The 26,100-nt window shown below is 60.2% G+C and carries 22 protein-coding genes and 1 tRNA gene; 5 read left to right on the top strand and 18 right to left on the bottom strand.

Annotated elements, in window-relative coordinates; translation table 11 throughout:
* Positions 1–38 precede the first annotated feature (38 nt).
* The 4 genes from ACE04A_RS23565 to ACE04A_RS23550 are packed head-to-tail and all read right to left on the bottom strand — an operon-like array spanning position 39 to position 3,444.
* Positions 39–725 (bottom strand): isochorismatase family protein, encoded by a 687-nt coding sequence (locus ACE04A_RS23565; RefSeq protein ID WP_485820569.1) that lies wholly within the window; start codon positions 723–725, stop codon positions 39–41.
* Positions 722–1,795 carry a 2,5-dihydroxypyridine 5,6-dioxygenase NicX family protein gene (locus ACE04A_RS23560; RefSeq protein ID WP_279995484.1) on the bottom strand — a complete coding sequence of 358 codons (1,074 nt, stop codon included), beginning with the start codon at positions 1,793–1,795 and terminating at the stop codon, positions 722–724. Before ACE04A_RS23560 ends, ACE04A_RS23565 begins: the two co-directional genes overlap by 4 nt.
* Positions 1,796–1,834: 39 nt before the next feature.
* The gene (locus ACE04A_RS23555) at positions 1,835–2,671 is read right to left on the bottom strand and encodes an alpha/beta fold hydrolase (protein ID WP_448716660.1); all 837 of its coding nucleotides are present in this window, start codon (positions 2,669–2,671) and stop codon (positions 1,835–1,837) included.
* Positions 2,668–3,444, bottom strand: a complete 777-nt coding sequence (locus ACE04A_RS23550; RefSeq protein ID WP_050445660.1) for a maleate cis-trans isomerase family protein — start codon at positions 3,442–3,444, stop codon at positions 2,668–2,670. The genes ACE04A_RS23555 and ACE04A_RS23550 overlap by 4 nt, the downstream gene beginning before the upstream one ends.
* 271 nt (positions 3,445–3,715) lie before the next feature.
* Between ACE04A_RS23550 and ACE04A_RS23545 the strand changes: the two genes are divergently transcribed.
* From ACE04A_RS23545 to ACE04A_RS23530, 4 genes are all read left to right on the top strand, one after another.
* The gene (locus ACE04A_RS23545) at positions 3,716–4,873 is read left to right on the top strand and encodes an FAD-dependent monooxygenase (protein WP_268080933.1); all 1,158 of its coding nucleotides are present in this window, start codon (positions 3,716–3,718) and stop codon (positions 4,871–4,873) included.
* A gap of 94 nt (positions 4,874–4,967) precedes the next feature.
* The gene (locus ACE04A_RS23540; protein WP_448716659.1) at positions 4,968–5,567 is read left to right on the top strand and encodes a (2Fe-2S)-binding protein; all 600 of its coding nucleotides are present in this window, start codon (positions 4,968–4,970) and stop codon (positions 5,565–5,567) included.
* Entirely contained in the window at positions 5,564–8,770 is a 3,207-nt protein-coding gene (locus ACE04A_RS23535; protein ID WP_485820568.1) for a cytochrome c, read from the top strand. Before ACE04A_RS23540 ends, ACE04A_RS23535 begins: the two co-directional genes overlap by 4 nt.
* A 59-nt stretch (positions 8,771–8,829) precedes the next feature.
* Entirely contained in the window at positions 8,830–10,146 is a 1,317-nt protein-coding gene (locus ACE04A_RS23530; protein ID WP_100854258.1) for an MFS transporter, read from the top strand.
* 71 nt (positions 10,147–10,217) lie between these two features.
* On the opposite strand, the gene ACE04A_RS23525 is transcribed toward ACE04A_RS23530, so the two are convergent.
* The 5 genes from ACE04A_RS23525 to ACE04A_RS23505 all read right to left on the bottom strand — a co-directional run bounded on the left by ACE04A_RS23525 (position 10,218) and on the right by ACE04A_RS23505 (position 14,349).
* Positions 10,218–10,685, bottom strand: a complete 468-nt coding sequence (locus tag ACE04A_RS23525) for a MarR family winged helix-turn-helix transcriptional regulator (protein WP_050445665.1) — start codon at positions 10,683–10,685, stop codon at positions 10,218–10,220.
* A 107-nt stretch (positions 10,686–10,792) separates the two neighbouring features.
* On the bottom strand, positions 10,793–11,563 hold the full coding sequence (locus ACE04A_RS23520) for an alpha/beta hydrolase family protein (RefSeq protein ID WP_485814094.1): 771 nt from the start codon (positions 11,561–11,563) through the stop codon (positions 10,793–10,795).
* An 86-nt stretch (positions 11,564–11,649) separates the two neighbouring features.
* The gene (locus ACE04A_RS23515) at positions 11,650–12,189 is read right to left on the bottom strand and encodes a carboxymuconolactone decarboxylase family protein (protein ID WP_448716655.1); all 540 of its coding nucleotides are present in this window, start codon (positions 12,187–12,189) and stop codon (positions 11,650–11,652) included.
* Positions 12,190–12,332: 143 nt separating this feature from the next.
* Positions 12,333–13,301 carry a cupin domain-containing protein gene (locus tag ACE04A_RS23510; protein ID WP_448716653.1) on the bottom strand — a complete coding sequence of 323 codons (969 nt, stop codon included), beginning with the start codon at positions 13,299–13,301 and terminating at the stop codon, positions 12,333–12,335.
* 187 nt (positions 13,302–13,488) lie between these two features.
* Positions 13,489–14,349, bottom strand: a complete 861-nt coding sequence (locus ACE04A_RS23505) for an alpha/beta fold hydrolase (protein WP_448716651.1) — start codon at positions 14,347–14,349, stop codon at positions 13,489–13,491.
* Positions 14,350–14,616: 267 nt separating this feature from the next.
* Between ACE04A_RS23505 and ACE04A_RS23500 the strand changes: the two genes are divergently transcribed.
* On the top strand, positions 14,617–15,249 hold the full coding sequence (locus tag ACE04A_RS23500) for a CGNR zinc finger domain-containing protein (protein ID WP_485820567.1): 633 nt from the start codon (positions 14,617–14,619) through the stop codon (positions 15,247–15,249).
* 56 nt (positions 15,250–15,305) lie between these two features.
* On the opposite strand, the gene ACE04A_RS23495 is transcribed toward ACE04A_RS23500, so the two are convergent.
* From ACE04A_RS23495 to ACE04A_RS23455, 9 genes are all read right to left on the bottom strand, one after another.
* The gene (locus ACE04A_RS23495) at positions 15,306–15,923 is read right to left on the bottom strand and encodes an HAD family hydrolase (RefSeq protein ID WP_448716648.1); all 618 of its coding nucleotides are present in this window, start codon (positions 15,921–15,923) and stop codon (positions 15,306–15,308) included.
* Positions 15,905–16,513, bottom strand: coding sequence for an Abi family protein (locus tag ACE04A_RS23490; RefSeq protein ID WP_485820597.1), 609 nt, complete (start codon positions 16,511–16,513; stop codon positions 15,905–15,907). Before ACE04A_RS23490 ends, ACE04A_RS23495 begins: the two co-directional genes overlap by 19 nt.
* 577 nt (positions 16,514–17,090) lie before the next feature.
* Positions 17,091–20,831: a hypothetical protein gene (locus ACE04A_RS23485; protein WP_448716647.1), complete on the bottom strand. Its 3,741-nt coding sequence runs from the start codon at positions 20,829–20,831 to the stop codon at positions 17,091–17,093.
* Positions 20,832–21,041: 210 nt separating this feature from the next.
* Complete coding sequence (locus ACE04A_RS23480) at positions 21,042–21,233, bottom strand: antitoxin VbhA family protein (protein WP_448716760.1); 192 nt, start codon at positions 21,231–21,233, stop codon at positions 21,042–21,044.
* A gap of 935 nt (positions 21,234–22,168) precedes the next feature.
* A complete protein-coding gene (locus ACE04A_RS23475) occupies positions 22,169–22,669 on the bottom strand; it encodes a type IV secretion system protein (protein ID WP_448716646.1) in 501 nt (166 codons plus the stop codon).
* 312 nt (positions 22,670–22,981) lie between these two features.
* Positions 22,982–23,407, bottom strand: coding sequence for a hypothetical protein (locus tag ACE04A_RS23470; RefSeq protein ID WP_448716645.1), 426 nt, complete (start codon positions 23,405–23,407; stop codon positions 22,982–22,984).
* Positions 23,391–24,008 carry a nucleotidyltransferase domain-containing protein gene (locus ACE04A_RS23465; protein ID WP_448716644.1) on the bottom strand — a complete coding sequence of 206 codons (618 nt, stop codon included), beginning with the start codon at positions 24,006–24,008 and terminating at the stop codon, positions 23,391–23,393. The genes ACE04A_RS23470 and ACE04A_RS23465 overlap by 17 nt, the downstream gene beginning before the upstream one ends.
* Positions 24,009–24,291: 283 nt before the next feature.
* Positions 24,292–24,376 (bottom strand) — tRNA-Leu (locus tag ACE04A_RS23460).
* 162 nt (positions 24,377–24,538) lie between these two features.
* Positions 24,539–25,927 (bottom strand): uracil-xanthine permease family protein, encoded by a 1,389-nt coding sequence (locus ACE04A_RS23455; RefSeq protein ID WP_259250597.1) that lies wholly within the window; start codon positions 25,925–25,927, stop codon positions 24,539–24,541.
* Positions 25,928–26,100 lie beyond the last annotated feature (173 nt).

Below are 26,100 nucleotides of genomic sequence, written 5' to 3'. Positions count from 1 at the left end.
GGAAGCAGGTTTTGGGCCGGTGGAGGATTATGTCGCCGTTACCGGGCGGCCGGCACTGGGGCATCCACCAAGGCGCGGGTCTCGGCCAGTGCGTGGTCCAAGGGCATGACGGCGGCGTACTTCTGCGCCATGTCGAACAGGTTGGCGTCGTGCGGACCCAGGGCGCGGTCGCCGCAGCAGTCGGCTACCACCAAGGGCCGAAAACCTGCCTGCATGGCGTCCACCACGCTGGCGCGCACGCAGCCGCTGGTGACGCAGCCGGCCACCAGCAAGGTCTGAACGCCGCGCTGCGCCAGCCAGGGCGCCAGCATGGTGCCGAAGAAGGCCGACGGGGTGCTCTTGCGCACCACGTATTCGCCGGGCGCGGGGGCCAGCTCGGGCACGATGGCGCTGTTGTGGCTGTGCTCTTTCAGGGCCAGCATGGCGGGCACTTTCAGGCAGAAGATATTGCTGTCGGCATCGTCGTCCGAGAACACGATGCGGCTGTGCGCCACCGGCCATCCCTGGGCGCGCGCGTGGGCCAGCAAGTGGCGCGTTTGCGCGATGGCTTCCGGGATGTTGCCGCCGCCCAGCACCGCGGGGTCGGCAAAGCCGTTCACGAAGTCCACGATCAACAAGCCAAAGGGCGCTTTGAGCGGCAACGGCGTGCCGAAGCCCTGGCGCGAATACGCGGAGATATCGCCCGTGACGGCGTCGGTGGGTATGGTTTGGGTTGAGGCGTTCATTTGCTGTCCTTGCGGCGGGCGGCGTGCGCCAGGCCGGATTCGTCTTGCACCACGCCGCGCGTCACGACCGCCTGGCCGTCCAGCGCCACGCTGCAATGGCGCATGGGGATGTCGATGTGGCAGGCGGTGGTGCGGTTGCCGCCCGCTTCATTGTTGGGGCCCATGGACCACAGGAAATTGCCCTCGAACGCGCGCGCGTCCATGCCGATGTGCGCTTCCTTGTTGTAGTGCGCCAGCATCGACCACTGCGCGCGCGGTTGCAGGCCCCAGCCTATGTGCGACACCGCATAGGCTTCGGGGTCTTCGTACGCCGCCATGTATTCCTTCAGGATGTCGGCCTGCAAGCCACCGTTGATGCGGGTGACGTAGCCGTTTTCAATGACCAGTTCAATCGGGTCGGTCACGTAGTCTTTCATGGGCAGCAGGATGTCGCCCCTGTCCAGCACCACGCGTCCATTGCTGTGGCCTTCGTTGGGCCAGGTCAGCACGAAGCCGCTGGGCCAGTGGTCCCAACGGCCCGGTTCATCCACGAAACCGTATTCGGAAATGGCGGGGAATTCGCCCAGTTCGCAGCGCAGGTCGGTGCCGGCCGCCGACGTGATGTGCATTTGCTTGGACGCTTCGATGCGACGCGCGGCGGCTTGCACGCGCGCACGGTCGGCTTCGGTGGGCACCAGGCGGCACAGCACTTCGGGCGGCTCGATGGCCAGCAGGATCTTGGTGCCCGTCTGCAAGATCTCGTGCTGCTCGGGCGAGAACAGCAGCGTCATCAGGTCCAGCACCAGGTCGCTGGCATTCAGCGCCGCGATGGCGGCGGGGTTGCCCGTCAGCGGGGTCGCGCCCAGGTAGGCCAGCGCGTCGCGGCTGATGGATTTTTCGGCGTTGACGGGCGGCAGGTCCAGCCGGTTGACGCGCGCGCCCAGGTCAGTGGCGGCGGCGATCGCGCAGCGCAGTGTTTGCGGATGCGTGTCGGCGCCGGTCAACACGGTGACGATCTGCCCGGCTTCAAGCCGTGACAGCGTCAGCACCTGCTTCCAGGCGTGGATCAAATCGATATCGCTGACGGACATGGCGGGCTCCTTGAATCAGCGGATTGAGGAAAAGGCGTGTCAGTCGACCTTGCTGCCAAGGAAGTCGCCAAAGGCCGCGTAGAAGCCGGCTTCGTTGTCCCACGGAATCATGTGGCCCGCGCCGGGCACGCGTACGTGTTGCGTCTGCGGCGCCAGCCCCTGCCATTCGGCTACGTCGTCGTCGCCGACCACGCCGCCTTTTTCAGCGGTCATCAACAACAGCGGAATCTTGATGGCGGGCAGGTCGGCATGGATGTCGTCGCGGCCAAAGTCTTCAAAGCTCTGCACGATGGCAGGTTCAAAGCAGGTGTGCAGCCATTGTGCGCGCAATTGGCGCTGGGCTTCGGTCCAGGTGGGGCAGAAGGCCAGCATGGCTTCGGCGGTCATGCCGTGCGTGGCTTGTCGGATGGAATCCACGTACCAGGCCAGGTTGGCCGGGTAGGCGCGGCGGCCCGGGCCGGAGACGGGCGGGTCCACGATGACCAGACGCGTCAGGCCCTCAGGTTGGCTGCGCGCGGCACGTACAGCGATGCGGCCGCCCATGGAATGGCCCACCAGCGCGTAGTTCGTCAACCCTAGCGCCTGCGCGAACGCCGTGACGTCGGCGGCTTGCGCGTCCAGCCCGTAGTCGAGCCCGGGGCCGGATGCGGACAGGCCTCGGCCGCGCACGTCCAGCACGTAGGTGTCGAACTGGCGGCCCAGATGTTCGGCCACAAAGCCCCAGGTAACCGCGGGGCTGGTGATGCCGGGAATCAAGATGACGGCGGGGCGGCCGGCGCGTTCGTCCGCCGTGCCGCCGTAGCGCAGGTAGTGCTGGCGAATGCCGTTGGCGTGCACGTGGCCGCCATAGAGGTAGGTGCTGGCGGCTTGGGTCATTGTGCGTTCCTGGAATAGGGGTAAGCGCCCGAGAGCAGGGCGCCGGCGCCGGGTACTACCGGGTCCATGCCCAGTTCCTTCAGGATGGCATAGGTGGTGGCGATGGAGGCAGTGAGCACGGGCTTGCCGGTTTCGGCTTCCACTTGCGAGACGGCGGGCAGCGACGGCATTTGCACGCAGGCAGACAGCACGATCACATCGGCGTCGGCCACGTTCATGCCGGCGACGATGCCGGGAAGTTTGGCGGGGTCGTGGCGGCCCACGTCCAGGTTGTCGGGAATTTCCAGCGCGCGCCAGTCCACGATTTCAAACCCTTCGGCGGCGATGTAATCCATGACCAGTTCGGTCAGCGGAATCATGTAGGGCGCGACCAGCGCAATCTTCTTGGCACCCATGACGTGCAGCGCGTCGACCAGCGCGCCGGCGCTGGTGATGACGGGGGCCGACGCGCCGTTTTCCGCGGTGCGCTCGGTCAGGCGCTTTTGCGACACGCGGTGGTAGCCGCGCCCCATGGCCATGATGGCCACCAGGCAGGCGTAGCCCAGCACGTCGACGCGCGCATCGCTGAGTTCCAGCGCGCAGCGGTCGCTTTCGGCGTCCATGGCGGCCAGCTCTTCCTTTTGCACCTTCTTCATGCGCATGCGGCTGGAATGGAAAGTAAAGCGGTCACTGGGGCGTAGCGATGAGTGCGCCGTCAGCATGGCGGGCACTTCGGTTTCCATCGTGGTGTTGGAACTGGGAACGATCTGGCCGATTCGGAATGTCTTCGTCATGGAGAAGCCTTGAAAAGGGGCGGGCCTAGGGTTTTCGATAAATTCAAAAGAAGCGTATACGCTCTATTCTTGCAAAGAGCGACGCAGATGACCAGCCCGGTTTCCGTAGTGGTTTTCACCTAATGATGTGAAATCTATGCACTGTTTTGGTGATGCGTCTTGGGGTTTACGCTTGGATCGAAAATTTCTGTATCCATAAATTAAGCGTGTACGTCATAATTTTCAAGAATTCGCTTTCCCAGTCTTTCACTATCCAGCAAGGAGAAGTTCCGTGTCTACATCCCCTCGTATCGCCATCGTCGGCGCGGGCCTTGGCGGCGCCGCCACCGCCGCGCTGCTGCTCAAGGAAGGGCTGAACGTCCGCGTCTACGAGCAGGCACCCGGCTTTTCGCGGCTGGGGGCCGGCATCCACGTGGGGCCGAACGTCATGAAGATCCTGCGCCGCATCGGCATCGAAGACGCGCTCAATGCCCAGGGCTCGCATCCGGACTTCTGGTACAGCCGCCATTGGGAAACCGGCGACATCCTGGCGCAGATTCCGCTGGGCGATTACGCCGTCAAGGAATACGGCGCGTCGTACCTGACCGTGCACCGTGGCGACTTCCACGCCTTGCTGATCGACGCCTTGCCCAAGGGCGTGCTGGCCTACGACAAGAGCCTGACCCGCGTGGAAGATCGCGGCGACGTGGTCGTCATGCACTTTGCCGATGGCACCTCTGAAGAAGCCGACATCGTCATCGGCGCTGATGGTGTGAACTCCCGCATCCGTGAAGAACTGCTGGGGCCCGAGCTGCCCAAGTACGCCGGCTACCTGGCGCACCGCGCCGTGTTCCCCACGCCGCAGACCAAGCCCGGCATGCTGCCCTTCGATTCCTGCGTCAAATGGTGGAGCGATGACCGCCACATGATGGTCTACTTCGTCACCAGCAAGGCCGACGAGCTCTATTACGTGACGGGCGTGCCGGTGGAACACTGGGACTTGAACGACCGTTGGCTGCCCAGCAGCAAGGATGAAATGCGCGAAGCGTTCAGCGGCTGGCACCCCACCGTGCAGGCGCTGATCGACGCCACGGTTGAAGTGACCAAGTGGTCGCTGCTGGAACGTGACCCCTTGCCGCTGTGGAGCCGTGGCCGACTGGTGTTGCTGGGCGACGCCTGCCACCCCATGAAGCCGCACATGGCGCAGGGCGCGGCCATGGCCATTGAAGACGGCGCCATGCTGGCGCGCTGCTTCAAGGAAGTGGGCGTGAACAATCACGAACTGGCGTTTGCGCTGTACGAGGCCAACCGCGCGGAACGCGCCAGCAAGGTGCAGCGCATTTCGCACGACAACACCTGGCTGCGCACGAATGAGGATCCGTCCTGGTGTTTCGGCTATGACGTGTTCAACGAACCGCTGGTAGACCCCAAGACGCGGGCCGCGGCCTGAGGATCTGTCCGCCGCGCGGGCGTGGGGGCTTGCCCCTAGTCCCGTGTCGCGGCAACCTTCGTACTTCTCAAAACCCGCACACGCGCCACACGCCATGGGATCCACCGTCAATTCAAACAGCACCCCGCCTCCGATCCGCCTGAGCGTGAACGGATGCGACTGCGACGTGCCCGCCGATCCCGGCACGCCGCTGCTGCATGTGCTGCGCAATGACTTGGCGCTGAACGGCCCGAAGTACGGCTGTGGCTTGGGCGAATGTGGTGCATGCACCGTGTTGATCGACGGCGTGGCCGCGCGGTCTTGCGTCATTCCGGTGCGGGCAGCACAAGGGCGTGCCGTGGTCACGCTGGAAGGCTTGGGCACGCGCGAGCAACCCGGTACTACGCAGCAGGCTTTCATCGACTGCCAGGCCGCGCAGTGCGGCTATTGCCTGAACGGCATGATCATGACGGTGGAGGCCTTGTTGCGACGTAACCCCAATCCTGGTGAAGACGCGCTGCGCAGCGAACTGCACCACAATCTGTGCCGCTGCGGCACGCACGTGGAGATCATGCAGGCCGCGTTGCGGGCGGTGCGTTTGCGGGCGGAGGGGGCGGATGCGCCTGGCTCGCAAGCGGCGGATGGGGGCGGTGTTGCGGGTGCTGCGGGCGTTGCAGGTGTTGTGGGTGTTGCCGACGGCGGATCCACGCGATGAGTTCGGACACCTTGGCGTTGCCGCACCATCACGCGGGTTTGTCCGCTGCCTTGCCCGCTGCCTTGCCCGCCGATTTGTTGCACGGCGTGGCGTTGCGCCCGCCCAGCGTGTTGTGGGATGGCGCGCGGTATCGCGGCAGTGTCTTGCAGCACGCGCAGTTGGATCAGGCACGTGGGCTTGCCGGCGTGGTAATGGCGGTGCAGCGCACGCACTTTGCCGGTGTGGTGGCGGTGTCGCCGGTTCACGCGCGGCAAGCGGCCGTGGCCTTGGCGCCTGTTTGGCACGCGCCGGACGCCGTTCAAACCCCGCGCGCGGATGCGGCCGACCCGGATCAGATTCGTTATGGCATGCGCCTGCCATCGTCCGAGCCGCGTGCCGGCGCAAGGGCGACGGCATGGGTGCTGAACGGACACGCCAGTGTGTGGCTGCCGGCATGCACGCCCGCCACGCAAGCACAGGTGCGCCGCGAACTGGCGGCGCTGCTGCAACAAGCGGAAGACACGATCAGTGTGACGGTGGATGGCGCGGTCGACGGCGCGGTCGCGGAAAGCCAGGACGCGGTGCACCCGCTGGACTTGATGGATGCCGCCGCCGACGCCGCACTGCTGTCGCAAGCCGCGGGCCGGCCGGTATGCGTGGCTTGCCAGTCGCACGCTGCCGACGAGCTGGTGCTGCGTGTGCCGCTGACTGGCGCGACGGCCGAGTCCGTTGCCTTGAACGCCGATGCTTCTGACGCCGTAGCCTCTAATGCCGCTGCCCTGAGTGCTGCTGCCCTGAGTGCTGCTGCTTCCAACGCCTTTACCGTGACGCCTCAACCTGCATCGCCTGCCGATGCTTGCGTTGCGGCGCTGCTGTCCGACGCATCCTGGGCAGTACGCCCCAGCCTGGCACGGCTGTTGAGCCAACCTGGGCAGGCCAGCGCGTCGGCGCATGCGACGGTGTGCGGCGATTCCGTAACGTGGTCCCGACGCGCGCTGCCGCCGTTGCGCGCCAGTGTGGACGAATTGAACGCCGCGCAGGTTTTTGCGCAAGAAAGCCAGTGGCATGAAGCGGCGCTGGCCCAAGATAAAGACCCTATCGCCTGGCGCTTGGAACACCTGCCTGAAGGCAAGGGCCGCGAGCTAGCGCGTCAAGTCGTGGACCGCGCAACGTCGCGCGCCGACGGCGATGCCCACGCCCACGCCGACGCCGCCGCTGCACCGCGCGCGGGCCTGCTGCATGGAACGGGTTTCGCCACCGCACAGGTGCAATGCGTGGATGACGACGGCGCCGCCCGCATGGTGTGGAGCGCCTGGGTGGCCGAGGTATCGGTGCAACCCCAGACCGGCCATGTCGATGTCACGCGCGTGGTGGCGGGGCACGACAGCCAGCACCTGCACCCGGCGCAAGCCGCATCCATGCAGGCCGAGATCGAACAACAAACCCCGTGGCTGCTGGCCAACGCGCGCCGTCTGCTGGCGGGGCCGCCGGCCTTTGACGATTGGACGAGCCCATCGCAACAGGCTGGCTCCGACGCCGCAGTCGCACTGCGCCGCGATGAAAGCGGTGATGGCTTGGTACAGCGCGACGCCACGGCCAACGCGCTGGATGGCGTAGTGAAGCAAGGGCAGTTGGCCGTGGATGGCGTGGTCACCTTGCCCGCTGCCGCCGCCATTGCCAACGCCATTCACAATGCAACCGGCGTGCGCCTGCGGCAAGCCCCGTTCGACACGGAATCCTTGCGGCTGGCGTTGGCGGACCAGCGCCCGGCGCGTGCTCGCGGCGTCTTGGCGCGAGGATGGATGGGGCTGGCGGCAGGCATGGCAGGGCTTGCCGGCGTCGCCGCCGCGCTCTGGCCGCTGAAGCCCGCGTTGCCACTCACGGCAGGCCCCGACGTTTCTCTCTATTCAATGCGCGCCATCGAACGCGGCCGCCTTGTCGCCGCCGCGGGTGATTGCATCGCCTGCCACACTGCGCCAGGAGGCAAGGCCAACGCGGGCGGGCTGGCGCTGGACACCCCCTTCGGCACGATCTATTCCACCAACATCACGCCCGACAACGACACCGGTATCGGCCGCTGGTCGTACCCCGCATTCGAACGCGCGATGCGCCAGGGCGTACACCAGGACGGCCGCCAGCTCTATCCCGCATTTCCGTACACGGCCTATGCCAAGCTCAGCGATGCGGACATGCAGGCGCTGTACGGCTACCTGATGTCGCAGCCCGCCGTGAAGTCCGAGCCGCCAAAAACGGAGTTGGCCTTCCCCTTCAATATGCGTCCGCTCTTGGCGGGCTGGAACGCGCTGTTCCACGACGCCACGTCCTTCACGCCGGACCCGTCACGCAGCGTGCAATGGCTGCGCGGCGCGTATCTGGTGGAAGGCGTCGGCCACTGTGCCGCCTGCCATTCGCCACGCAACCGCTTGGGCGCGGAGAAGAAGGGCGTGCATTACCTGGCCGGCGGCGAAGCCGAGGGCTGGACCGCGCCCGCCCTGAATCAACTTGCCAGCGGCCCACGTGCCTGGACGGGCGATGAGCTGTTTCAGTATCTGCGCACCGGTTATTCACCGAGCCACGGCGTGGCGGCTGGGCCGATGGCGCCTGTCATCCACGGCTTGGCTGAATTGCCGGACAGTGACGTGAAGGCCATCACGACGTACTTGCTGGATTTGCCGAAGCCGAAGGGTGAGCCCGCTGCGGCGCCTGTGGCGTCGGCATCTTCTTCTCCAGCAGCTTCGTCATCGTCATCGCCTTCGTCTTCGTCTTCGTCTTCGTCTTCGTCTTCGCCTTCGTCGCCGTCTTCGCTATCGCCTGCCGCCGCGACTGCGACCGCGACCGCGACCCGGCCCGCACCCGCCGCCGCGACGATCCATTCCCTCCAAGGCCGACGCGCCAACGGCGAACGCATCTATCAGAATGCTTGCGCGGTCTGTCACGAAGCGGGCAGCGGGCCCACGCTGTTTGGCGCCAAGCCCTTGCTAAGCGCCAACACCAATCTGCATGCCGCCACGCCGGACAACCTGATCCAGGTGATCCTGCACGGCATCCAGGAGCCCGCCGATGACGCGCTGGGATACATGCCGGGCTTCAAAGACAGCCTGGACGACAAGCAGGTCGCCGATCTGCTGGGTTATTTGCGGGAACGTTTTGCGCCGGACGAAGACGCCTGGCCCGATCCCACCACGACGATTAAACGGCTACGCAACCATGCGGAGCTGAATTAAGGAAAACGCGGCCATAACGCGTACGGCTTTAGTGATGATCACATCAAGGGGTTTCATCTATGTCAGCTTCATTGGTTTCCGTGGACAAAGCCATTCAGGTGGCGGGCGTCGGCAAGTTTCAATATCGGCTATTCGTGATATTCGGCCTGGTCTGGATGGCCGACGCCATGCAGGTGCTGTCCATCGGCTTTTCCGCGCCGTCCATTGCAAAGACCTTCGGCATCACCGTGCCGCAAGCACTGCAAACGGGCACACTCTTCTTCATCGGCATGCTGATCGGTGCCTTCATGTTCGGCCGCATGGCCGACCGCATCGGGCGCCGCCCGGTGTTGATGATCGCGGTGGTCATCGACGCCTGCGCGGGCGTGGCCTCGGCCTTCGCGCCTGAGTTCACGTGGTTGCTGTTCCTGCGCTTCCTGACGGGCATCGGCGTGGGCGGCACGCTGCCGGTGGACTACACGATGATGGCCGAGTTCCTGCCCAGCGCCCGCCGTGGCCGCTGGCTGGTGCTGCTGGAATCGTTCTGGGCCGTGGGCACCATCTTCCTGGCGCTGCTGGCCTTGGCGGCCGTGTCCTGGGGCGACGATGCCTGGCGCGTGATCTTCTTCGTTACCGGCCTGCCCGCCTTGATTGGTGTGGTCTTGCGCTTCTACATCCCCGAATCGCCGATGTACTTGAACCGCAACGGTAAGTCAGACCAGGCGCGCAAGGTGCTGGAACGAGTGGCCCGCGTGAACCGCCGCGACGTCGAAGTGCCCGCGCTGCAACCGGAAACGCCCGTCCATAAATCCATCTTCGCCTTGTTCTCGTCCAGCTACCGCCGCCGCAGCATCGGGCTATTGCTGGCGTGGGCGCTGATCTCCATTGCGTACTACGGCGTGTTCGTCTACCTGCCCATCAAGCTCAGCACCGCCGGCTTCGCCTTCATGCGCGGTCAGGAATTTCTGGTGCTGCTGGCGCTGGTGCAGTTGCCGGGCTTTGCGCTGTCGGCCTATGGCGTGGAACGCTGGGGCCGCAAGCCCACGCTGATCGGCTTTTTGATCTTGAGCGCCGTCGGCTGCATGCTCTACAGCCTGGGCACCGCACCCGCCGTGGTGATCGGGTCCACCTTGCTGATGAGCTTCTCGCTGTTGGGCACCTGGGGCGCGCTGTATGCCTTCACGCCGGAGGTCTACCCGACCGATTTGCGCGCCAGCGGCATGGGCATGGCGGGTGCCGTGGCGCGTTTTGGCGGGCTGTTCGCACCGGCCATCATCGCGCCCATCATGACCAGCCACTTCACGCTGTCGTTGGTGGTGCTGTCCAGCATGCTGCTGGCGGGTGCGGTGGCGATTGCGTCGGTGGACGTGGAATCGCGTAACCGCGCGCTGGATTGATGATGGGGTAAAACGCGGCGGCGCTGGCGTGTATGCCGGCGTCGCAGTTGCCAAGAACGGCGACGAACAGCTCAGACCTGTTCGTCGCCGTTCAGCATTTTGGTCAGCAGAAAATCCAGCGCCAGGCGCTCGGCCGGGTTCAGATTGCCGTAGGTGCTTTCGGTGATCTGCTTGGCAAACGGTTCCATCTCTTGCACCAGCGCCTGCCCAACGGGCGTCAGGCTCACGACCACCTTGCGCCGATCGACGGGGTCGTGGTCCACCTGCACCAACTCACGCTGCTTCAAGCGATCCACCACGCCGCGCACGGTGGCCTGGTCTATGACAGTCGCCTTGACCAGATCAGCCAGCGAACTCGCGCCATGATCCCGTACCGAACACAGCACGACAAACTGCGCGGCGGTGAGCTGGGAGTCGGGAATGTAATGCTGAAACAGCGCGGTGTGCCGCTGATAGACACGCCGCAGCAGGTGACCTATCTGATCAGAAAACAAATAGCCTTCCGTGTTGGACGAGGACTTGCCTTTCATATTGCGCATAAGCCTATCCGAAGCAATGCATGGGTCATGGTGATTTTTATCAACGGGATGCAGGTTGCCTAGTTTGCCAGCAGCGTAATGGTTTGTGGGGCGTAGAGGCCTCCGCGTCACCCTTGCGCGGGCAGAAATCGGCTCGCCCATGTCGAGATTATCGCCGCGGCGTAGTCTGCATCCGCCCTGCGCGTGAGCAAATGATCGGCATCGTCCAGCGAAATGAAACTCTTCGGATGCTTGGCGGCCGCGAATATGCGCCCGGCATTTTCGATGCTCACCGTTGCATCCAGCGGCGAATGCAGAATCAGTAGCGGAATTCGCAATTGTGCGATCCGCGACGCCAGATCGTGTTGCCCCAGGTCGTCGACAAAACTCTTGCGCACGATGAATGGCCGGCCGCCAAGCAGGACCTCGGCTTGCCCTTGTGCTTCGATGGCCTGGAGACTCCCGGGATCAAATTGATGCAGGACATGGCTGACGTCGAAAGGCGCGCCCAGCGTGGCCACTGCACGTATGCCTGGCATCTTGCCGGCGGCCATCAAGGCAGCCGCTCCGCCCAAGCTATGGCCGATCAGAATGGAGGGAGGCTTGCCGTCTTCGGCCATCGCATTGCCGGCAGCGACCAGATCGTCCACGTCCGCCGCGAACGTCGCGTCCGCGAACGTGCCACCGCTATTGCCCAGCCCTGCAAAATCGAACCGCAGTACGCCGAAGCCGCGCGCCGCCAGGGCTCGCGCCAGACGGCTGGCCGCCAAGCTGTCCTTGCCGCAGGTAAAGCAGTGGGCAAGTATGGCCCAGCCCAGCGGTTCGGCATCCGGCAGCTCCAGCCGGCCAACGAGTCGATAGCCGCGAGGTCCGTCAAATTCAAAAGCTTGTGCGGTCATGAATGATGTCCCTGTTGTTGGCGTGCGTTGCGACATGGCAGTGCCAGGCGAGGGGATGCGCATCACCACTCGCCCGGCACGACGGTTTACGGGGCGGCCGGAAAATCGACGTCGGTGTCGTTGATACGGTTAAAGGTGTTGGTGAAGATCGTGAGTGCGATCGCCAGCGAGATCTCGGCCAGTTGCGTGTCGGTGTAGCCCGCGGCACGAATCGCTGCGAATTCATTTTCGTTGATGGTGCCGCTGGTGTTCTGTACGTTCAAGACGAAACGGATCAAGGCATCGCGCTTGGCGTCACCGGTGGGCTGCCCCGCACGAATGGCGCGCAAGGCATCGGCCGACAGACCAACCATCTTGCCCAGCATGTGGTGAGCGGCCACGCAGTAATCGCAACCGGTCTGCTCACTGACCAGCAGTTTGATGGTTTCGAGGTCTTGCTTGCTCAGGCTGCTCGACGCCAGCACGCCTTCAGCGTTGAGCACTGCGCCCAAGGTGGCCGGGGCCAGGTGGCCCAGGGCGGCGAACAAATTGGGCACGGAGCCGCCGGCGATTTTCTTGACTTGGGCGTACACGTCGGCGGTGGCGCCAGTGGCGGATGCGATGGCGGGGATAGCGATGCGGCTCATGGTGTTTCCTTCAATGTGGTGGTTAGGAGCCTCCACTTTAGATCCGCAAAACGATCTGTTCGAGCCTATTAAATATCAAAAAACACCTAATTAGGATCAAGTCATAGGCTCTCGTTCGGCATGGTCCGGTCCAGCATCCCGCGCTACCGTTCCTCTTCCGGGGTCAGTCGCGACGCGCGGCGCCAGTCTCCAGGAGTCATCCCCATCCATTCGGTGAACACGCGCCGAAACGCCGACACCGATTGATAGCCCACCGATTCGGCTACGGCTTCGGCGGTCATCGACGGCTTCTTCAATTCGTTGGCGGCCAAGCTCATCCGGATGTCCGTCAGCATGTCGATAGCTGAGCGCCCCAACTTGTCCTGGAAGTGACGCATGAAGGTGGCGCGCGACATGCTGCACAGCCTGGCCAGATCGGGCAAGGTCCAAGGCTTGGCGGGGGCGCTGAACATGGCCGAGATGGCGGGCGCCAGCCGGGGATGGCCAGCCAACGCCAACAGCCCCACGGGAGCCTGTGCGGACTCGCTCGCCGCGCGCAACGTAAGCGTGAACAGCGCCGACGACAATGCGTTGAGCATGGCGTATCCGCCCAGCTTGCCCTCGGCTGATTCCATGCGCATCAGGCCGACCAGACTCGCCAAGTGATTCAAGGGGGGATCGGCTTTCGCCGCGTCATTGCTATCCGCTGTCCGCACGATCAATTTCGTGGGTAGATAATCGCGAATCAGCCTGTCATGGGGAGGCGCTATGAAAAAGCGCCCGCACAACATGTCCAGTTGCTCGCCAGTGCCGTTGTTTTCGCTGATTGTCCAACCCGTTGAATCCTCGCGATTGTGCGCGGGGGCCGCTATGCGTCCACTGCCGTCATGCAGCACGTGGGCGGATCCGTGAGGCATCAGCACGATGTCGCCGCTGGCCAGTTCTCCGGCCGTATTGCCCTCTGGATCATCGAGGATGGCGCGACCCTTCAGCACGACGTGGTAGGGAATTTCTCGCGGCGCGGACTGGTCGTACACCACGCTCCATGGCGCGCCGTAGGCGCAGCGGAATTCCAGCCGGCCGGTAACGACGATCATTTTCAGAAGGTGACTTAGCCAGTCGGGTTGGGGCATAGGATGGGGAGTTCGACACTCGGTACAGTCGGCCACAGGCGCAGTCTACTTGCCGATGGCGTAACGCACCATTCTGCCGGTTTCCGAGGCCGGCCGGCGTGCAGGCCTGGCGGGCTTTCCCGCCACGGCGCAGCATTGCCGATGAATCCATGTGTGTGCCGTTGCGTTGCACACTGATGTCCAAGACTCAGGCGCGGGAAGCCAGGAAACTCTGAATCGCTGTTGCGATTTCTTCGGCGTGGGTTTCCAACGCGAAATGACCCGTATCGAAGAAGCGAATGTCCGCGTCGGGAATATCCCGTTTGAATGCGGTGGCCCCTGCTGGCAAGAAAAACGGATCGTTCTTGCCCCACACCGCAAGGAAGGGCGGCTGATGCGTCCGGAAATACGCCTGAAAAGTGGGGTACAGCGCAACGTTGCTCTTGTAATCGCCGAAGATATCGAGCTGGATTTCATCGGCGTTCGGGCGAGCCAGATAGAAGTCATCCAGCGTGTAGCCATCCGGGGATACCGCGGTCGCATCGGACACGCCGTGCGTGTATTGCCACAACGTTGTTTCGGGCGTCAGCAGGGCGCGTAGCGCCGTCCGGTTTTCTTCCGACGGATCGCGCCAGTAGGCTTGAATCGGATTCCAGCCTTCGCTCAGCCCTTCTTCATACGCATTGCCGTTCTGGGAAATGATTGCGCTAATGCGTTCCGGCCGCTTCACCGCCAAGCGAAAACCGGTAGGCGCGCCATAGTCGAATACGTACATTGCATAGCGATCAAACCCCACCACGTCCGTAAACCGGTCAATGACATTCGCCATGTTGTCGAAGGTGTAGTTGAAGTCATTGCGCGAGGGCAGATCCGTACGGCCAAAGCCAGGAAGATCGGGCGCAACAATGTGGAAATGATCCGCCAACAACGGGATCAGGTCGCGGAACATGTGGCTTGAGCTGGGAAAGCCATGCAACAGCAAGAGCTTGGGCGCGCCGACAGCGCCAGCTTCACGATAGAAAACGTTCAAGCCATCTACGTTGGCAAAGCGGTATGAGATTTTCGACATGATATTTTCCTTTCAGGTGACAGGTATAGGCGGTCTTAATAGGTTATCGATCGGGTGCGCGCTTAGTCTGTAGGAAGGGCTTCCTGGCCTGAGGTTCAGAGTTTTTTCAGCTTGTATCCCGCATTTTTCTCTAAACCTAGGCTCTGGTGTTAGTAACCTAACCAGCAGTGTTTGCCAGGTTACGTATGCTGGTGGTAACCTGTCAAACTGTTTTTTATAAGTTACCAATCGCCCGGGTTCATCCCCGGGCTGTCACGAGGTGCTGACATGGGCCTTCACCGCTCGCCCGCGATCTTCATTGCTGATGCAATGGCTCTTGATTTCCTCAACTCCATCGCCACGCCGACAGATGTGCAGATTGACTGGATAGACAGCGGTAGCGGCTTCTTGGCGTGGATCGAGCAAGCGGGCCTTGTGCCTGCAAGCACGCTGGATACGCTTCGGGCTGAGGCCATGCCCGGCGAGCTCGATAGCGTCGCGGGGGGGGGCCGAAGCCTGCGCGAGTGGTTCAGGGAATTTGTGCTGAGCCGTAAAGGACAGCCGCTCGGCGTCGCGGATATCCAGCAGTTGGCGCCGTTGAACCGATTGCTTGAACGAGACGAAGGGTTTGGGCAGATCGTGGCCCACAAATCCGAAGCCGGCCACTCGCTTGAGTGGCGCATGACGCGGCGCTGGCGCTCGCCGGAATCTTTGCTACTGCCGATTGGCGAAGCGCTCGCCAAGTTCGTGTGCGAAGAAGATTTTTCGAATGTGAAGGCTTGCGAGGGCCAGCACTGCACATTGATATTCGCCGACCACACGCGCGGCCATCGACGCAGATGGTGCAGCACGGCCGTGTGCGGCAATCGCGCAAAGGTCGCTGCGCACCGTCTGCGGCTTAAGGAGGCTGGGGCGCGCTAGTGTTGAGAGCGCCTGCAAGGCGCTGCAAATGTCGGGCTACAAAATTCTCAAGTCAATTAAATAAGATGGAGTACATCGCTTAGCGAGCGGAGAGAATCGCTGGTAGCAGGCGTGGATGCCTGCCTACTCAAGTGATACCCATGGATGCCGAATTTGCGAGGCCCGACCATATCGGCTTCGATGGTGTCTCCCACCATGAGAATCTCATCGGGTTGGCAGCCAATTCCATCACAAAGGTATTGGTAAATCTCTGGCTGCGGCTTCACGGCGCTGGCTTCGTACGACCAGGCGCAGAAATCCGGCTGGACGGGCAACAGCTTGAGTACCGGCGGCCCGTAAGGCGCGGCAAGGTTGGAGCAAAGCGCTACTTTGATGCCCCGGTCATTTAGAGCCGCCATCGTGGGAATGGCATCGTCAAAGAGAGAAATCGATTGGATCTCTTCATGCAATTCGGCTTCCAACGCGCATAGGTTCTTTTCGCTGATTATTCCGCCGAACAGACTTGCCGCTTGCCTGAGGTCTAACGCGTTGCTCATTGCTCGAATACCGTCGTCGCGCTGTCGACGACGACCAGCTTCGTGTAGCAGCCGGACCAACTTTCGAAAGGGACGAGTGGGCCGCTCGATGTGGACCAATGTTCCAAACACATCAAATGCTACTGCCTTGATTGCCATCGGTGCTCCGGTTTGTCAGAGGTCGTGTTCACGGGGGGGGGGGCAGGTGGAGGCAAGCTTATCGCAAGGGTGGTTTTAGCGGCTGAAGCTCCGGGTGGCGTTCGGAGGGGGGGTATACCCAAATTAGGTACGATCGTGCTCAAATTGGGTATGTTTGCGCCGAACTGGCACGACAGGCTGGGCGGCGTTTCGAAAGAGGGATGGGACGAGTGTGCGAGCGTATTGCTCGATGACTTCCAAACCCGTGCATGGTGCGCGCATCGGTTCCGCAACGTATTGATCTGTTGCAGCCAGTCTTTCAGGACTTGGCTATTCGCAACGCCTAGTCTGTTGGATATGCGTTGGCGGTGTCTCACGCACAGCATCTCAAAATACTTGGATAGCAATACAAAGTCCCAGGCTTCGACCGCGACCCAGAATGGGGTAGCTTTGCCATTGTCGCGATGCCATACGATGCAATCTTCTCGAGACCGGTTTAATTGCGTGCGTTGGGACTTAGACCATTCGCGCCACTGGTTGCGTTGCTTACCTCTGTGCCCGAAGTCAGCGCAGGCTTGCGGCATGATGAAGCGATCCTGCTGGTAGGCCATCGGGTCGTGGTAGCCAACCTCCGCCTCAGAAATGAGAAGGCCCAAACATGTTGCTGGACTAGCCAGCCACAGAGGCTTGGGCGCGATTGGGTCAATTATGTTTGTACTGGACCGGTAGTCAAGGCGTCGCTCTGCTAGCCCTGCTAGAACCGGTAGCCCTCTCTACACGTGGCGTCGGCCACTACGTTCGGCGAAAGATGACAGGAAAAAATGCTGCACAGAAGAGCGCGGTCGAGCCATATCACAGGGGGGTATGGCCGTCTAATCTCGAGGAGGGCAATGCTTGGAGGGGATGATGCGATGGTGGACGAAGCGTGTTTAACGCGCGTCACATGAGGAATTCTGGTGCCCGGGGCCGGAATCGAACCGGCACACCTTGCGGCGGGGAATTTTGAGTCGGTGATTTACGGTGTTTCTACAGGGAAATGCGGCGAATTCTAGCGTAGGCTGAAATAGGTAAAACCAGTTTTAAATCAGTAGGAGTTTTTTTAGCTGAATTGGTGAAAACTGATCGTTGTACCTGTACTGTACCGAAATTTCGGTCCAGTACAGGTACATTTAGGAGGTAGTGGGTAACTTATCGTTTAAGTTTTCTTTTCTCTGCTTCAACATCTTCTTGCCTACCTCTCTGTTCCCACTCCGCAGTTATCCTACCTAACATTGCTGAGGTGCGGGCTGCCGTCGCTTGCTGTGCCCATTGGCGATAGCGGTCAGCAAGCTCTCGCTCCTGTGCTCCCCCATCAAGTGCTCCCTTGGAGTAGACGCCTCGCATATTAAAGCGCTCGATCTCGAGTCCACGCTCTACTCTATCTGACGCGATTCGTTCTAGGATGGTTGCTACTGCTATTGATGGCCAAGCTCCGGTGCCATTTTCTGCCGGTGAATGCGCAAGGAGTTGACCGACAAATTCGTCAGTGATGCCTTCGTGTCCAGTTTCGGCCGCCTGTTTGCGAACTTCTGAAATCCAAGCACTAAGAGTAGGCTCGTGAATGACGCCTTCTTTGTCACCAGGGATGGTATGAAAAGACTTGAGCAGGCGGTACGACATCCTTGCTCTCGTTCGTGCCTCCTCCGAAGGATTTGGGTTTCGGTCCTCGTTTTTGCTAACGAAGACATTCCTAATCATTGCCACATATTCAGCCGGATTTTGTGCAAGCAGGGCGTGAATGGAGAGACCGTCTATTCTGTCTTCAATTAGAGGGAGGTAGACGTATTCGCGTCGAGCAACTTCCATGAGATCCAAATCGTCTCTTTTTGACAACTCCTTAAATACCTCACTAATTGAATTTGAAAGTATTGAGGAGGCGCCATTGCCATTCGAAAGCTCTGCAACAGAATCATCAAGCAACGATAATAAGGTTTTTGAACCAACTTTCTCTACATCGGTGTAGAGTGAATTTAGTACAACCACACTGCGATTGGCTCGACGAAGCTCTTCGATTGCGTTGAGCATTTCCTCGATAGACGCGTTTATAGGTAAAGAACCAAAGTCTCGCCAATACGAATTTTGAACATTTGGTCCTAGTGATGCAACGAACTGCCAAGTGGTCGAGTCATTCGGCCAGTTTGCAAGCAGCCAAGCGACTTCTTTTTCCGATCTGCAGCGCGGAACGATGACTGTTGTGAAGTGGTGTAGCCAATCTTCGCCATGCCGGTGCTTTAAGCTAGCGCAAAGTGCTGAGGCGAGGCTATAGCACTCCCCACCAACATCTAGAAGAGCAAATATGAGATCTGTCGCATCGTCGTTCGAAAGCTCTAAAGCATAAAATGCCTGTCGCATTTGATTTGGCATTTTAACGGTCTTTGCGAGACGCAGAAGCCCAGGAATGCCAAGTTCTGAATAAATGTGAAGGAGGCTTGCAGCACGTTCCGACTCGACTTTTTCAAGAGAACCTCTGGCGTCTGCGCCCACATGCGGAATCCAGTCGTCAAATAGATGACGTGCCTGTGCTACCAAATCAGAAGGGTAGTGGTGAGTCAGTAACGCCTTGATCTGAGCCAACTCTTCTCCCTTAAGCGACCAGTCAGAATCTGGGAAGGATTCTTGACGTGCCACGTAATCTCTGAGTTTGTGCCAAAGAGCGCTGCCTTCAGAATTAGAGAAACTAACCAAAGTGTCGGCGATTAGGCTAGTTAGGCGCGCCCTATTAGTGGGTTGTAGATTTCCAATATGTCTGACGAGAGAAATGACGCGGTGTTCTTCTCCCTGAGCAAGATCTATCACTCGATCCATAATCCGAGATTCTGTCTCCCACACCAGACCAAACGTGATTTTCTCAGGCTTAATTGGCGTTGTGTCCCGTAGTTTTGGGCGAGCGGTAGGTGAACTTGTTTCGTGTCCTTGCGGTAGGAGCAGTGTAAGTAAACTCCAAGCTACGTCCGGCAGCGAGCGAACCAAACCGTCGATTGCGATAAATCTCTGATTTAGATCGGAGTCAGTATTTGGCAGCCATGGCAAGAAAATTTCTCTAAGACTATCTAAAGGGCGATTTCCATTTCTCGAACCTTTGACCGGATCGATAGCTGCAAGCTTTCCAAGAACTATTGTGGTGCGACACAAATACTCCGGGTTCCATGCTAAGACTTCTAAGGCCCAAAGAACGTAGACATGGGGGCTAGTCGCTGAAAATAGATAGTCATTCTCTTTTGGCTCTTGGAATAGTCCCAAAGCATCGTTAGCTTGGCCCTCGAGGCTCTTCTCGAGGGCCTCCAGAAAAGGGACGGGAGCGGCCTCCGCGACTATCGAAAGTTGAGGTAGTAGTGGAAGTATCCATTTATGGCTTTGGGCGAAACTTGGCAGAGAGCGAATCACATCATCGACATATCTTTGGGAAGTCGTACCATTCAGTTGTAGACCACCTACCTCAGGCATAACTGCAAATAGCATTAATGTGTATGCAAGGCCGTCACGTAGCCAGTCGCTGTAATCGTCTGGTGCCCGATAGCGAAAGGAGAATTTTTCATCTTCAGTTGGTTTGACTGTTTGGTGGCTAAGCACTCGAACGACAGCCGCCTTAAAACGCTCAAGATCATTGTCATCGACGAGGTGACCATAGTGTGGAAATGCATCTACAGCAGCCCGTATCTGCCAAACTTGTTCGACTTTGTCGAATGGCGGGTCAGACATAGTTAACGTCGGTCGAATTAAAGTCTCTACGGTGCTATAGTCCGCTCCGCCTGACAGTCCAGAGATGATATCTTTGTCAAGAGCCGAGTCGGTAGTCCATGCCCCTGCTAGTAGTACGGGCTTCAGTGACGCTGCCAAATGCTCCCATTCAGCAGGAGAGGCAATGCCCGCAGCGGGATGCAGCCTACGGAAAATGGTAAGGCTTCGCCCGCATCGAAAGGCCAGTTCGTAGCCATCTTGTCGGTCAATACCCATTGACTCCATAGCTTCAGCCATCGCGCTGGCTGAGGGCCGTTTGAGGATAGAAAGACCTTGCCGCTTTCGTTGCACGCCGGTCGCAGCTGTCAGCGTTGGGCCTATTTGTCCAAGTGCTCCTGCAAGCTCATCTGCACCCTTCCACACTAGGAAGTTCATGCCTTTTTTTCCTAATAGGAACTGAGCTGCTTCGAAACTCTCGACGATCATAGTCCGGTTTTCAAGAAGCCTCCGGGTTTCGTCCGGTGCAGTTCGAATTACTGCAATAGCGAATGCCATAACTTCTTCAGCCGTATCTGCTCCCAGCGTGAAATTCTGAGGGTTCCCTAGGAGCACTTGTAAAAGTTGTTCTGCCTCCTCATTTCGTTCACACAGCAGCATTTGTTCTGTTAACACAGGCTTGAAACTGCTGCTGTATCGCTGCCAGAACTCGTCTGTACTAAGCGCGCCGTTTTTTGGGGCTTTTTCAAGAACGTTTTTCGCATATTTGGCTGCGACTGCCGGTTTTTCTTCAAGCCAGCTGACGAGTGAGGTGCCGTCGATAAAATGAACCTCTCGCCAATTTCCTTCAGCATTTCGCTCACCTAGCCAATTCACTAGTGGCTCTCTGGGTGTGTCCCAAGAATGGAGGTTGACTATGACAAAAGCGTTTCTTGCCATCACGTCCGGTGGGGTGGCCCCTGTGCGCTTGTCGTAGTCTTCCTGCGCCTTTGCCCTACCTGCAGATGTTGTGCCAAATTCCCATTTGGATTCTTTAGCTGGTACTCTCGATATTGCCTCGGTTGTTTCCAGATCGCCATCAAAGCCGCGAAGTGTTCCAGCACTTTGGCCTGGAAATCTAAATTTCTTTGGGTCCCCCACGGTTGCGCGAATCAGGTCGCCCACGAGATCTATGAAAATCTCACGCGCATCCGTGCGGCGACTCCAAGTCTTCAAGTCCTCGTCCGAAATCCACTGCATTCTTCACCCTCAGTTGTATTAGTGTTGGTCGTATGCTTTCTGCGCAGCGGTTTGCTGAACTTTCTTAATCTCGCTACTGACCGCTTTCCGTCACTTTTGAGAAAAATCACTGCACGCGAACTGCATGCATGACAAAAACCGGCGACAGCCTATCCTGCACAAGTCCCCAAATCCTAAATTTCTTCGTCATGACGAAGACTTTGGGAGCGCTAGCGCGTTAGCGCGCGGCTGCACAAACTCTTGCAGGCTTATCTCGCCCTTGATGAAACGCCGGGCGTGAGCCTCATCTGCTTCACTGAGCGAGAAGCCTTCTAGACCGACGGACGCTCGCACGTAGTGGACAGCCGCTTCACATCGGCTGCGTTCGTTATCCGATATGGTTTTGGGAAGCTGTCCCCCGCGCTTACCTTCGCCCAGTCATGGTGTCTCCTTGCTGTAGGTAACTCGATATTACAAGAGGTAGGGGTATTCTGGTTTAGGTACGCGCAGCCCAAAAGGGTGTACGTTGAAATTGTCTTGTTTTATCTGCGACCGGCAGCACTATCGGCCGGGTGCCTGCCTCGTAGTAAGTTTCCAAAGAGGCTTTGCCTCTCTGGACTCTCCACCCTCGCCGGCGCGAGCTTCGGGAGCAGGGGTTGCGGGCCTTTGGTCCGGAACTCCTGCCCCCGGGGCTCGCGTAGGGCACTCCTGCCGCGTCAAGGGTGCGGGGCTGCGGGCCGCACCAACCCCTCTTGACCCGCCATCCGCTTGACAGCACTGCTACTGACGTCGTTTGGCCGGAAGAAGGCGTCAAGGGCGGGACCGGAAGCCGCAGCCCGAAGCGCAGCGCAGCGCAGGGAACGGGTGAGGATTCCGGGCGAAGCCTTCACCCTTGATGCCTCTGGAAGCCGTGCAGCCTGTCGGCCAGGGGCGGGAACAAGGCGGAGCCGCTGGGCCTGCATCCCGCGGCCAGTCCGGCAATAACGGACGCGGGATGCAACCGAAGGGGTTGGCCAAGCGTAGCGCGGAGATATGTGCGGCCATAAATGAAAAGGCCTCGCTGATGGCGAGGCCGATGCGGACGCAACATGCGTTGACGGAGCCGCCCGTTGCCGGTCCCCAGTTCTTGCCCATGTTCTGCAAGACGTGTTGCCGATAGGCTGGGTTCCACATGGTTTTGCCTGCGATCATGTGGTTGGTTCGACCAGCAGTAACCATCATGCCCGACTGCATATCGCGGCGAGTCGTCTTAGGATTCACCACGTTGCCAATACCCTGCGTCATGCTCCTGAAGGTCACCGCGTCAAAGGCGATGCCGCCAGCCAGTCTCGCCCCTAAGCCACTCGATTTTTCTCTACGCGAAGAAGATGATCAAGGCAAGAACGATGATCTGCACAAACGAATTGATGGGATTGTGCGTGGGTCGTGCTTATTACCCTGTCGAACAGCGCCTTGAATAGCGCCACACCGACAGAAACGACAACCATTGTGATGGCAATTTCAAGGATATAGGCCAGTGCCTGCTCAAACCATCTGTCGAACCATTTCGCGGTGACTGGAAACATTAGCGCCGCGATAAACAGTGGTCCGAGACCAAGCATTATTCCGAGACCGAGCTTTGCCATGATGATGGTCGCGGCCGCAGGCAATTGAATAAGAATCACGGCAATTGCCATCATGAGTGCATTCAGGGCATCCCAGAACATATGACCTAGTTCGTAGAACTCGCGCTTTGCGACTTTGCCTAGCATGTCGTAAGCCACGTTAAGCCCTTTGTCCGCCGAGGTATCCAGCACCTGATAGATGCTCGTCGCTTGAGCGGTAGACGTGGACATGATGTCGGCCAGGCCTGTCTCTAGGCCTTGAATAATGGTGTCAGACTACAAAATTCCATGCTGGGAGCAGCTTTGCCAAAAATGGGTGTGTTCGCACCACGCAGCCACGACCATCTGTCGCGGCGGCTCAAGCGTTAAATGCTCTAAATCAGAGTAAGCGGCAAGCCCAAGTCGCGGCTGTTGGGCCAAATCCATGCCTCAGAAATAAGAAGGCCCGAACATGTTGCCGGGCTAGCCAGCAGCAGAGGTTCGGGCGCGATTGTGCCGATTGTTGTCTGTATGGGAAGGGGGAGTCAAGCTGCCGCTAGTGCGTCACGCGTCTATCGGCCCCAACGCATCAACCTTCCCCGCAACAACGTCGCATGCCGTCACCAGATCAGTGACGATCCGTTCATCCACGTTCAAATCGCCCTCGTACTCACCAAGATTGCGAATGTCATGGCATTTCGACAGAACGCGCCACACCTCCGGTCCGACTCCAAGTGTGTGCGGCAAGAGCTGAAAGACAAGATAGCGATTGGTGCAGCGATACCCACTTCTACGCAGCGCCGCCAAGCACAGCGCATGGGCGGCGTTGTAGGCCAAGTCGAAGCGGCTCTCTATTGAAAGCGACACGTTGCAGGCGTCGCGCAGCCTTGCGTGCCCCGAGCGTTTCAGGCCTTCAAATTCTTTGGTATCGGGAGGCTCAGCCTTCAACGATTTTCCCGGGCCACTCAGCTTTTCAAGTGGGGAGGTCACCGTCGGCTCCTATGATCCAGATCTTGGGCTGCGCCAGCACTCGGGTCAGGAAAGACTCTTGTGCCTCTACTCGCTTCGTGAATTCCTTGCGTGTGAGGATGGTGGGGTTCACCGGCCGACCAAGCTTGTTCCCCACATCTTCCAGCGCCGCAAACACATCGCCGTAGCTGATGTCGTCACTAAGCAGCATCAGATCAATATCGCTGCGGGCGGTGTCGGTATTTTTAGCAACCGAGCCGTAGACGAACGCCGCCATGATCTTTGAGGACAGAGGGGCGAGCGCCTCGCGTAGCGGTCCGGCCAAGCCGATGGTCTTCTGCACAATCGCGCATAGTTCCGCGAAGATGGGCGAGTCGGGATTGGCTTGGTAGTGCTTCTGATTGCCGACCGCCTTCACCGTGACCAAGCCAGTCTGCGCCAAGTTGGCCAACTCGCGTTGCACCGATCCGGATCCGCTGGAGACTAGACCGATTATTTCCGTGGCATAGAAGCTGCGATCCGGTTGGCCGAACAGCAACCCCAGCACCCGTTGTTTGGTGCCAGGGAAAAGCGCGTCGGCGAGACCGCTGTGCGTGAGAGGGGCTTCGATCGTTATACCCATATTGGGTTTGATTGTACCCAAATTGGGTATGTTGGGAAGTAGCCATGGACGAGTAGCTGAACGTGCGGCTTGCTTTCTCCCGCGCCAGACGCATCAACGAAAAAGCCTCTGCGTATGCAGAGGCTTTGGAATCTTCGGTAGCGCATTCTCGGCTCATCAAACGAACCTGCCGTTCACGACCACATCGCTCTACGCCATCAAGAGGCGGAACGTATGCGCAATAAATGATGAGAAATTTTCGTTGCGCGGTCTCAAAAAAACCGGCGGATGCTTGAGAGCTTTCTGGTGCCCGGGGCCGGAATCGAACCGGCACGCCTTGCGGCGGGGGATTTTGAGTCCCCTGCGTCTACCAATTTCACCACCCGGGCAAGGGGGTCGCGAACACGTCCAGATGACGGCTGCGGGAGAACGAAGACAGCGATTATATGCGTACTTTCAAAAATTGTCAGGCGGCCCCACATCCAGCCCCTGATCAGAGCCAGATCCGCCCGGCCATTCAGCCGAAAACGGACCCAGCCCTCAAGCACGACCTACTTCTTTTCCGGCAAGAACCAGTTCATCACCAGGGCGCAGATCCCGCCGGTGGCGACACCGGATTCCAGCACGCTCTTCACCGCATGCGGCAGGTGCGACAGAATTTCCGGTACTTGCGACACGCCCAGCCCCAAGGCCAGCGACACCGCGATGATCAACAACGCGCGGCGGTCCAACTGAATGCCGGCCAGGATGTTGATGCCGGACGCGGCAACCGCGCCGAACATCACCATGGCGGCGCCGCCCAGGACGGGTTCGGGCACGGCTTGCAGCACGCCGGCCACGCCGGGGAACAGGCCCAGCAGGATCAGCATGCCGGCGATCCATACGCCGACGTGGCGGCTGGCGATGCCGGTCAGTTGGATCACGCCGTTGTTCTGCGCAAAGACCGAGCTGGGGAAGGTGTTGAACACGCCGGCCAAAAGCGAGTTCGCGCCGTTGACCAGCACGCCGCCCTTGATGCGCTGCATCCACAGCGGGCCTTCGACGGGCTGCTTGGACACCTTGCTGGTGGCGGTGACGTCGCCGATGGCTTCCAGCGACGTGACCAGGTAGATGATCAGCATCGGCACGAACAGCGCCCACGAGAAGCCCAGGCCGAAGTGCAGCGGCACGGGGATCTGGAACAGGGCGGCTTCGCGCGCGCCGGTGAAGTCCAGTCGGCCCATGGCGGCGGCGGCGATGTAGCCGACGGCCAGCGCCAGCACCAGCGCGGTGCTGCGGATCCAGACGACGGGCACGCGGTTCAGCAGGATGATGGTGCCCAGCACCAGGCCGGACAGCGTCAGGTTCTCGGCGCTGGCGAAGGTGCCGTTGGCCATGGCGCCGAAACCTCCGCCCATGCTGATCAGGCCGACCTTGATCAAGGTCAGGCCAATCAGCAGCACGACGATGCCGGTTACCAGCGGGGTGATCAGGCGTTTGACGAAGGGCAGGATGCGGCTGATGCCCATTTCCACGAACGATCCGGCGATGACGACGCCGAAGATCGCGGCCATCACGGCTTCGACCGGCGTGCCTTGCTTGACCATGACCGAGCCGCCGGCGATCAGCGGGCCCACGAAGTTGAAGCTGGTGCCTTGCACGATGAGCAAGCCGGCGCCCAGGGGGCCGAAGCGCTTGCACTGCACATAGGTGGCGATGCCGGAGATGACCAGCGACATGGACACGATCAGCGTGGTGTCGCGGCTGCTGACGCCCAGTGCCTGGCAGATCAAGAGGCCGGGGGTGACGATGGGGACCAGGATGGCCAGCAGGTGCTGCAACGCGGCGACGAAGGCGACGGGCGGTGCGGGGCGGTCATCGGGGCCGTAGACCAGGTCGGCGCTGGGCGCGTCGTCGGGGGCGCCGTGGGGGGCGGGTTGGGACAGGGAGGCGGGTTGCATGGGCGGAGGGCCGGCCGGGGGTAGGAGAAAGTGCGGGATTTTAGCGGGGTTCGCGCTGCTGCCGCGACGAGGCCTTGAAAAGTTCCCGATAGCCCCCACCTCAGTAGGGTTTCCGGGAGTCCGCGCGGGCACACCGCCCCGGCATCCCGGTTCTTTGCATTCCCTTTTATTTG

The organism is Achromobacter colocynthidis, assembly GCF_057334535.1.
This window is presented reverse-complemented; position numbering and strand designations above follow the sequence as displayed.

Coding starts and splice junctions, on each gene's coding strand:
- ACE04A_RS23495 (WP_448716648.1), bottom strand. CDS start 15,923: ATGGCAATCAAGGCAGTAGCATTTGATGTGTTTGGAACATTGGTCCAC.
- ACE04A_RS23500 (WP_485820567.1), top strand. CDS start 14,617: ATGGGCCTTCACCGCTCGCCCGCGATCTTCATTGCTGATGCAATGGCT.
- ACE04A_RS23555 (WP_448716660.1), bottom strand. CDS start 2,671: ATGACCCAAGCCGCCAGCACCTACCTCTATGGCGGCCACGTGCACGCC.
- ACE04A_RS23535 (WP_485820568.1), top strand. CDS start 5,564: ATGAGTTCGGACACCTTGGCGTTGCCGCACCATCACGCGGGTTTGTCC.
- ACE04A_RS23510 (WP_448716653.1), bottom strand. CDS start 13,301: ATGCCCCAACCCGACTGGCTAAGTCACCTTCTGAAAATGATCGTCGTT.
- ACE04A_RS23465 (WP_448716644.1), bottom strand. CDS start 24,008: ATGGGTATAACGATCGAAGCCCCTCTCACGCACAGCGGTCTCGCCGAC.
- ACE04A_RS23530 (WP_100854258.1), top strand. CDS start 8,830: ATGTCAGCTTCATTGGTTTCCGTGGACAAAGCCATTCAGGTGGCGGGC.
- ACE04A_RS23540 (WP_448716659.1), top strand. CDS start 4,968: ATGGGATCCACCGTCAATTCAAACAGCACCCCGCCTCCGATCCGCCTG.
- ACE04A_RS23505 (WP_448716651.1), bottom strand. CDS start 14,349: ATGTCGAAAATCTCATACCGCTTTGCCAACGTAGATGGCTTGAACGTT.
- ACE04A_RS23515 (WP_448716655.1), bottom strand. CDS start 12,189: ATGAGCCGCATCGCTATCCCCGCCATCGCATCCGCCACTGGCGCCACC.
- ACE04A_RS23490 (WP_485820597.1), bottom strand. CDS start 16,513: ATGGCCTACCAGCAGGATCGCTTCATCATGCCGCAAGCCTGCGCTGAC.
- ACE04A_RS23565 (WP_485820569.1), bottom strand. CDS start 725: ATGAACGCCTCAACCCAAACCATACCCACCGACGCCGTCACGGGCGAT.
- ACE04A_RS23560 (WP_279995484.1), bottom strand. CDS start 1,795: ATGTCCGTCAGCGATATCGATTTGATCCACGCCTGGAAGCAGGTGCTG.
- ACE04A_RS23455 (WP_259250597.1), bottom strand. CDS start 25,927: ATGCAACCCGCCTCCCTGTCCCAACCCGCCCCCCACGGCGCCCCCGAC.
- ACE04A_RS23520 (WP_485814094.1), bottom strand. CDS start 11,563: ATGACCGCACAAGCTTTTGAATTTGACGGACCTCGCGGCTATCGACTC.
- ACE04A_RS23475 (WP_448716646.1), bottom strand. CDS start 22,669: ATGTCCACGTCTACCGCTCAAGCGACGAGCATCTATCAGGTGCTGGAT.
- ACE04A_RS23525 (WP_050445665.1), bottom strand. CDS start 10,685: ATGCGCAATATGAAAGGCAAGTCCTCGTCCAACACGGAAGGCTATTTG.
- ACE04A_RS23550 (WP_050445660.1), bottom strand. CDS start 3,444: ATGACGAAGACATTCCGAATCGGCCAGATCGTTCCCAGTTCCAACACC.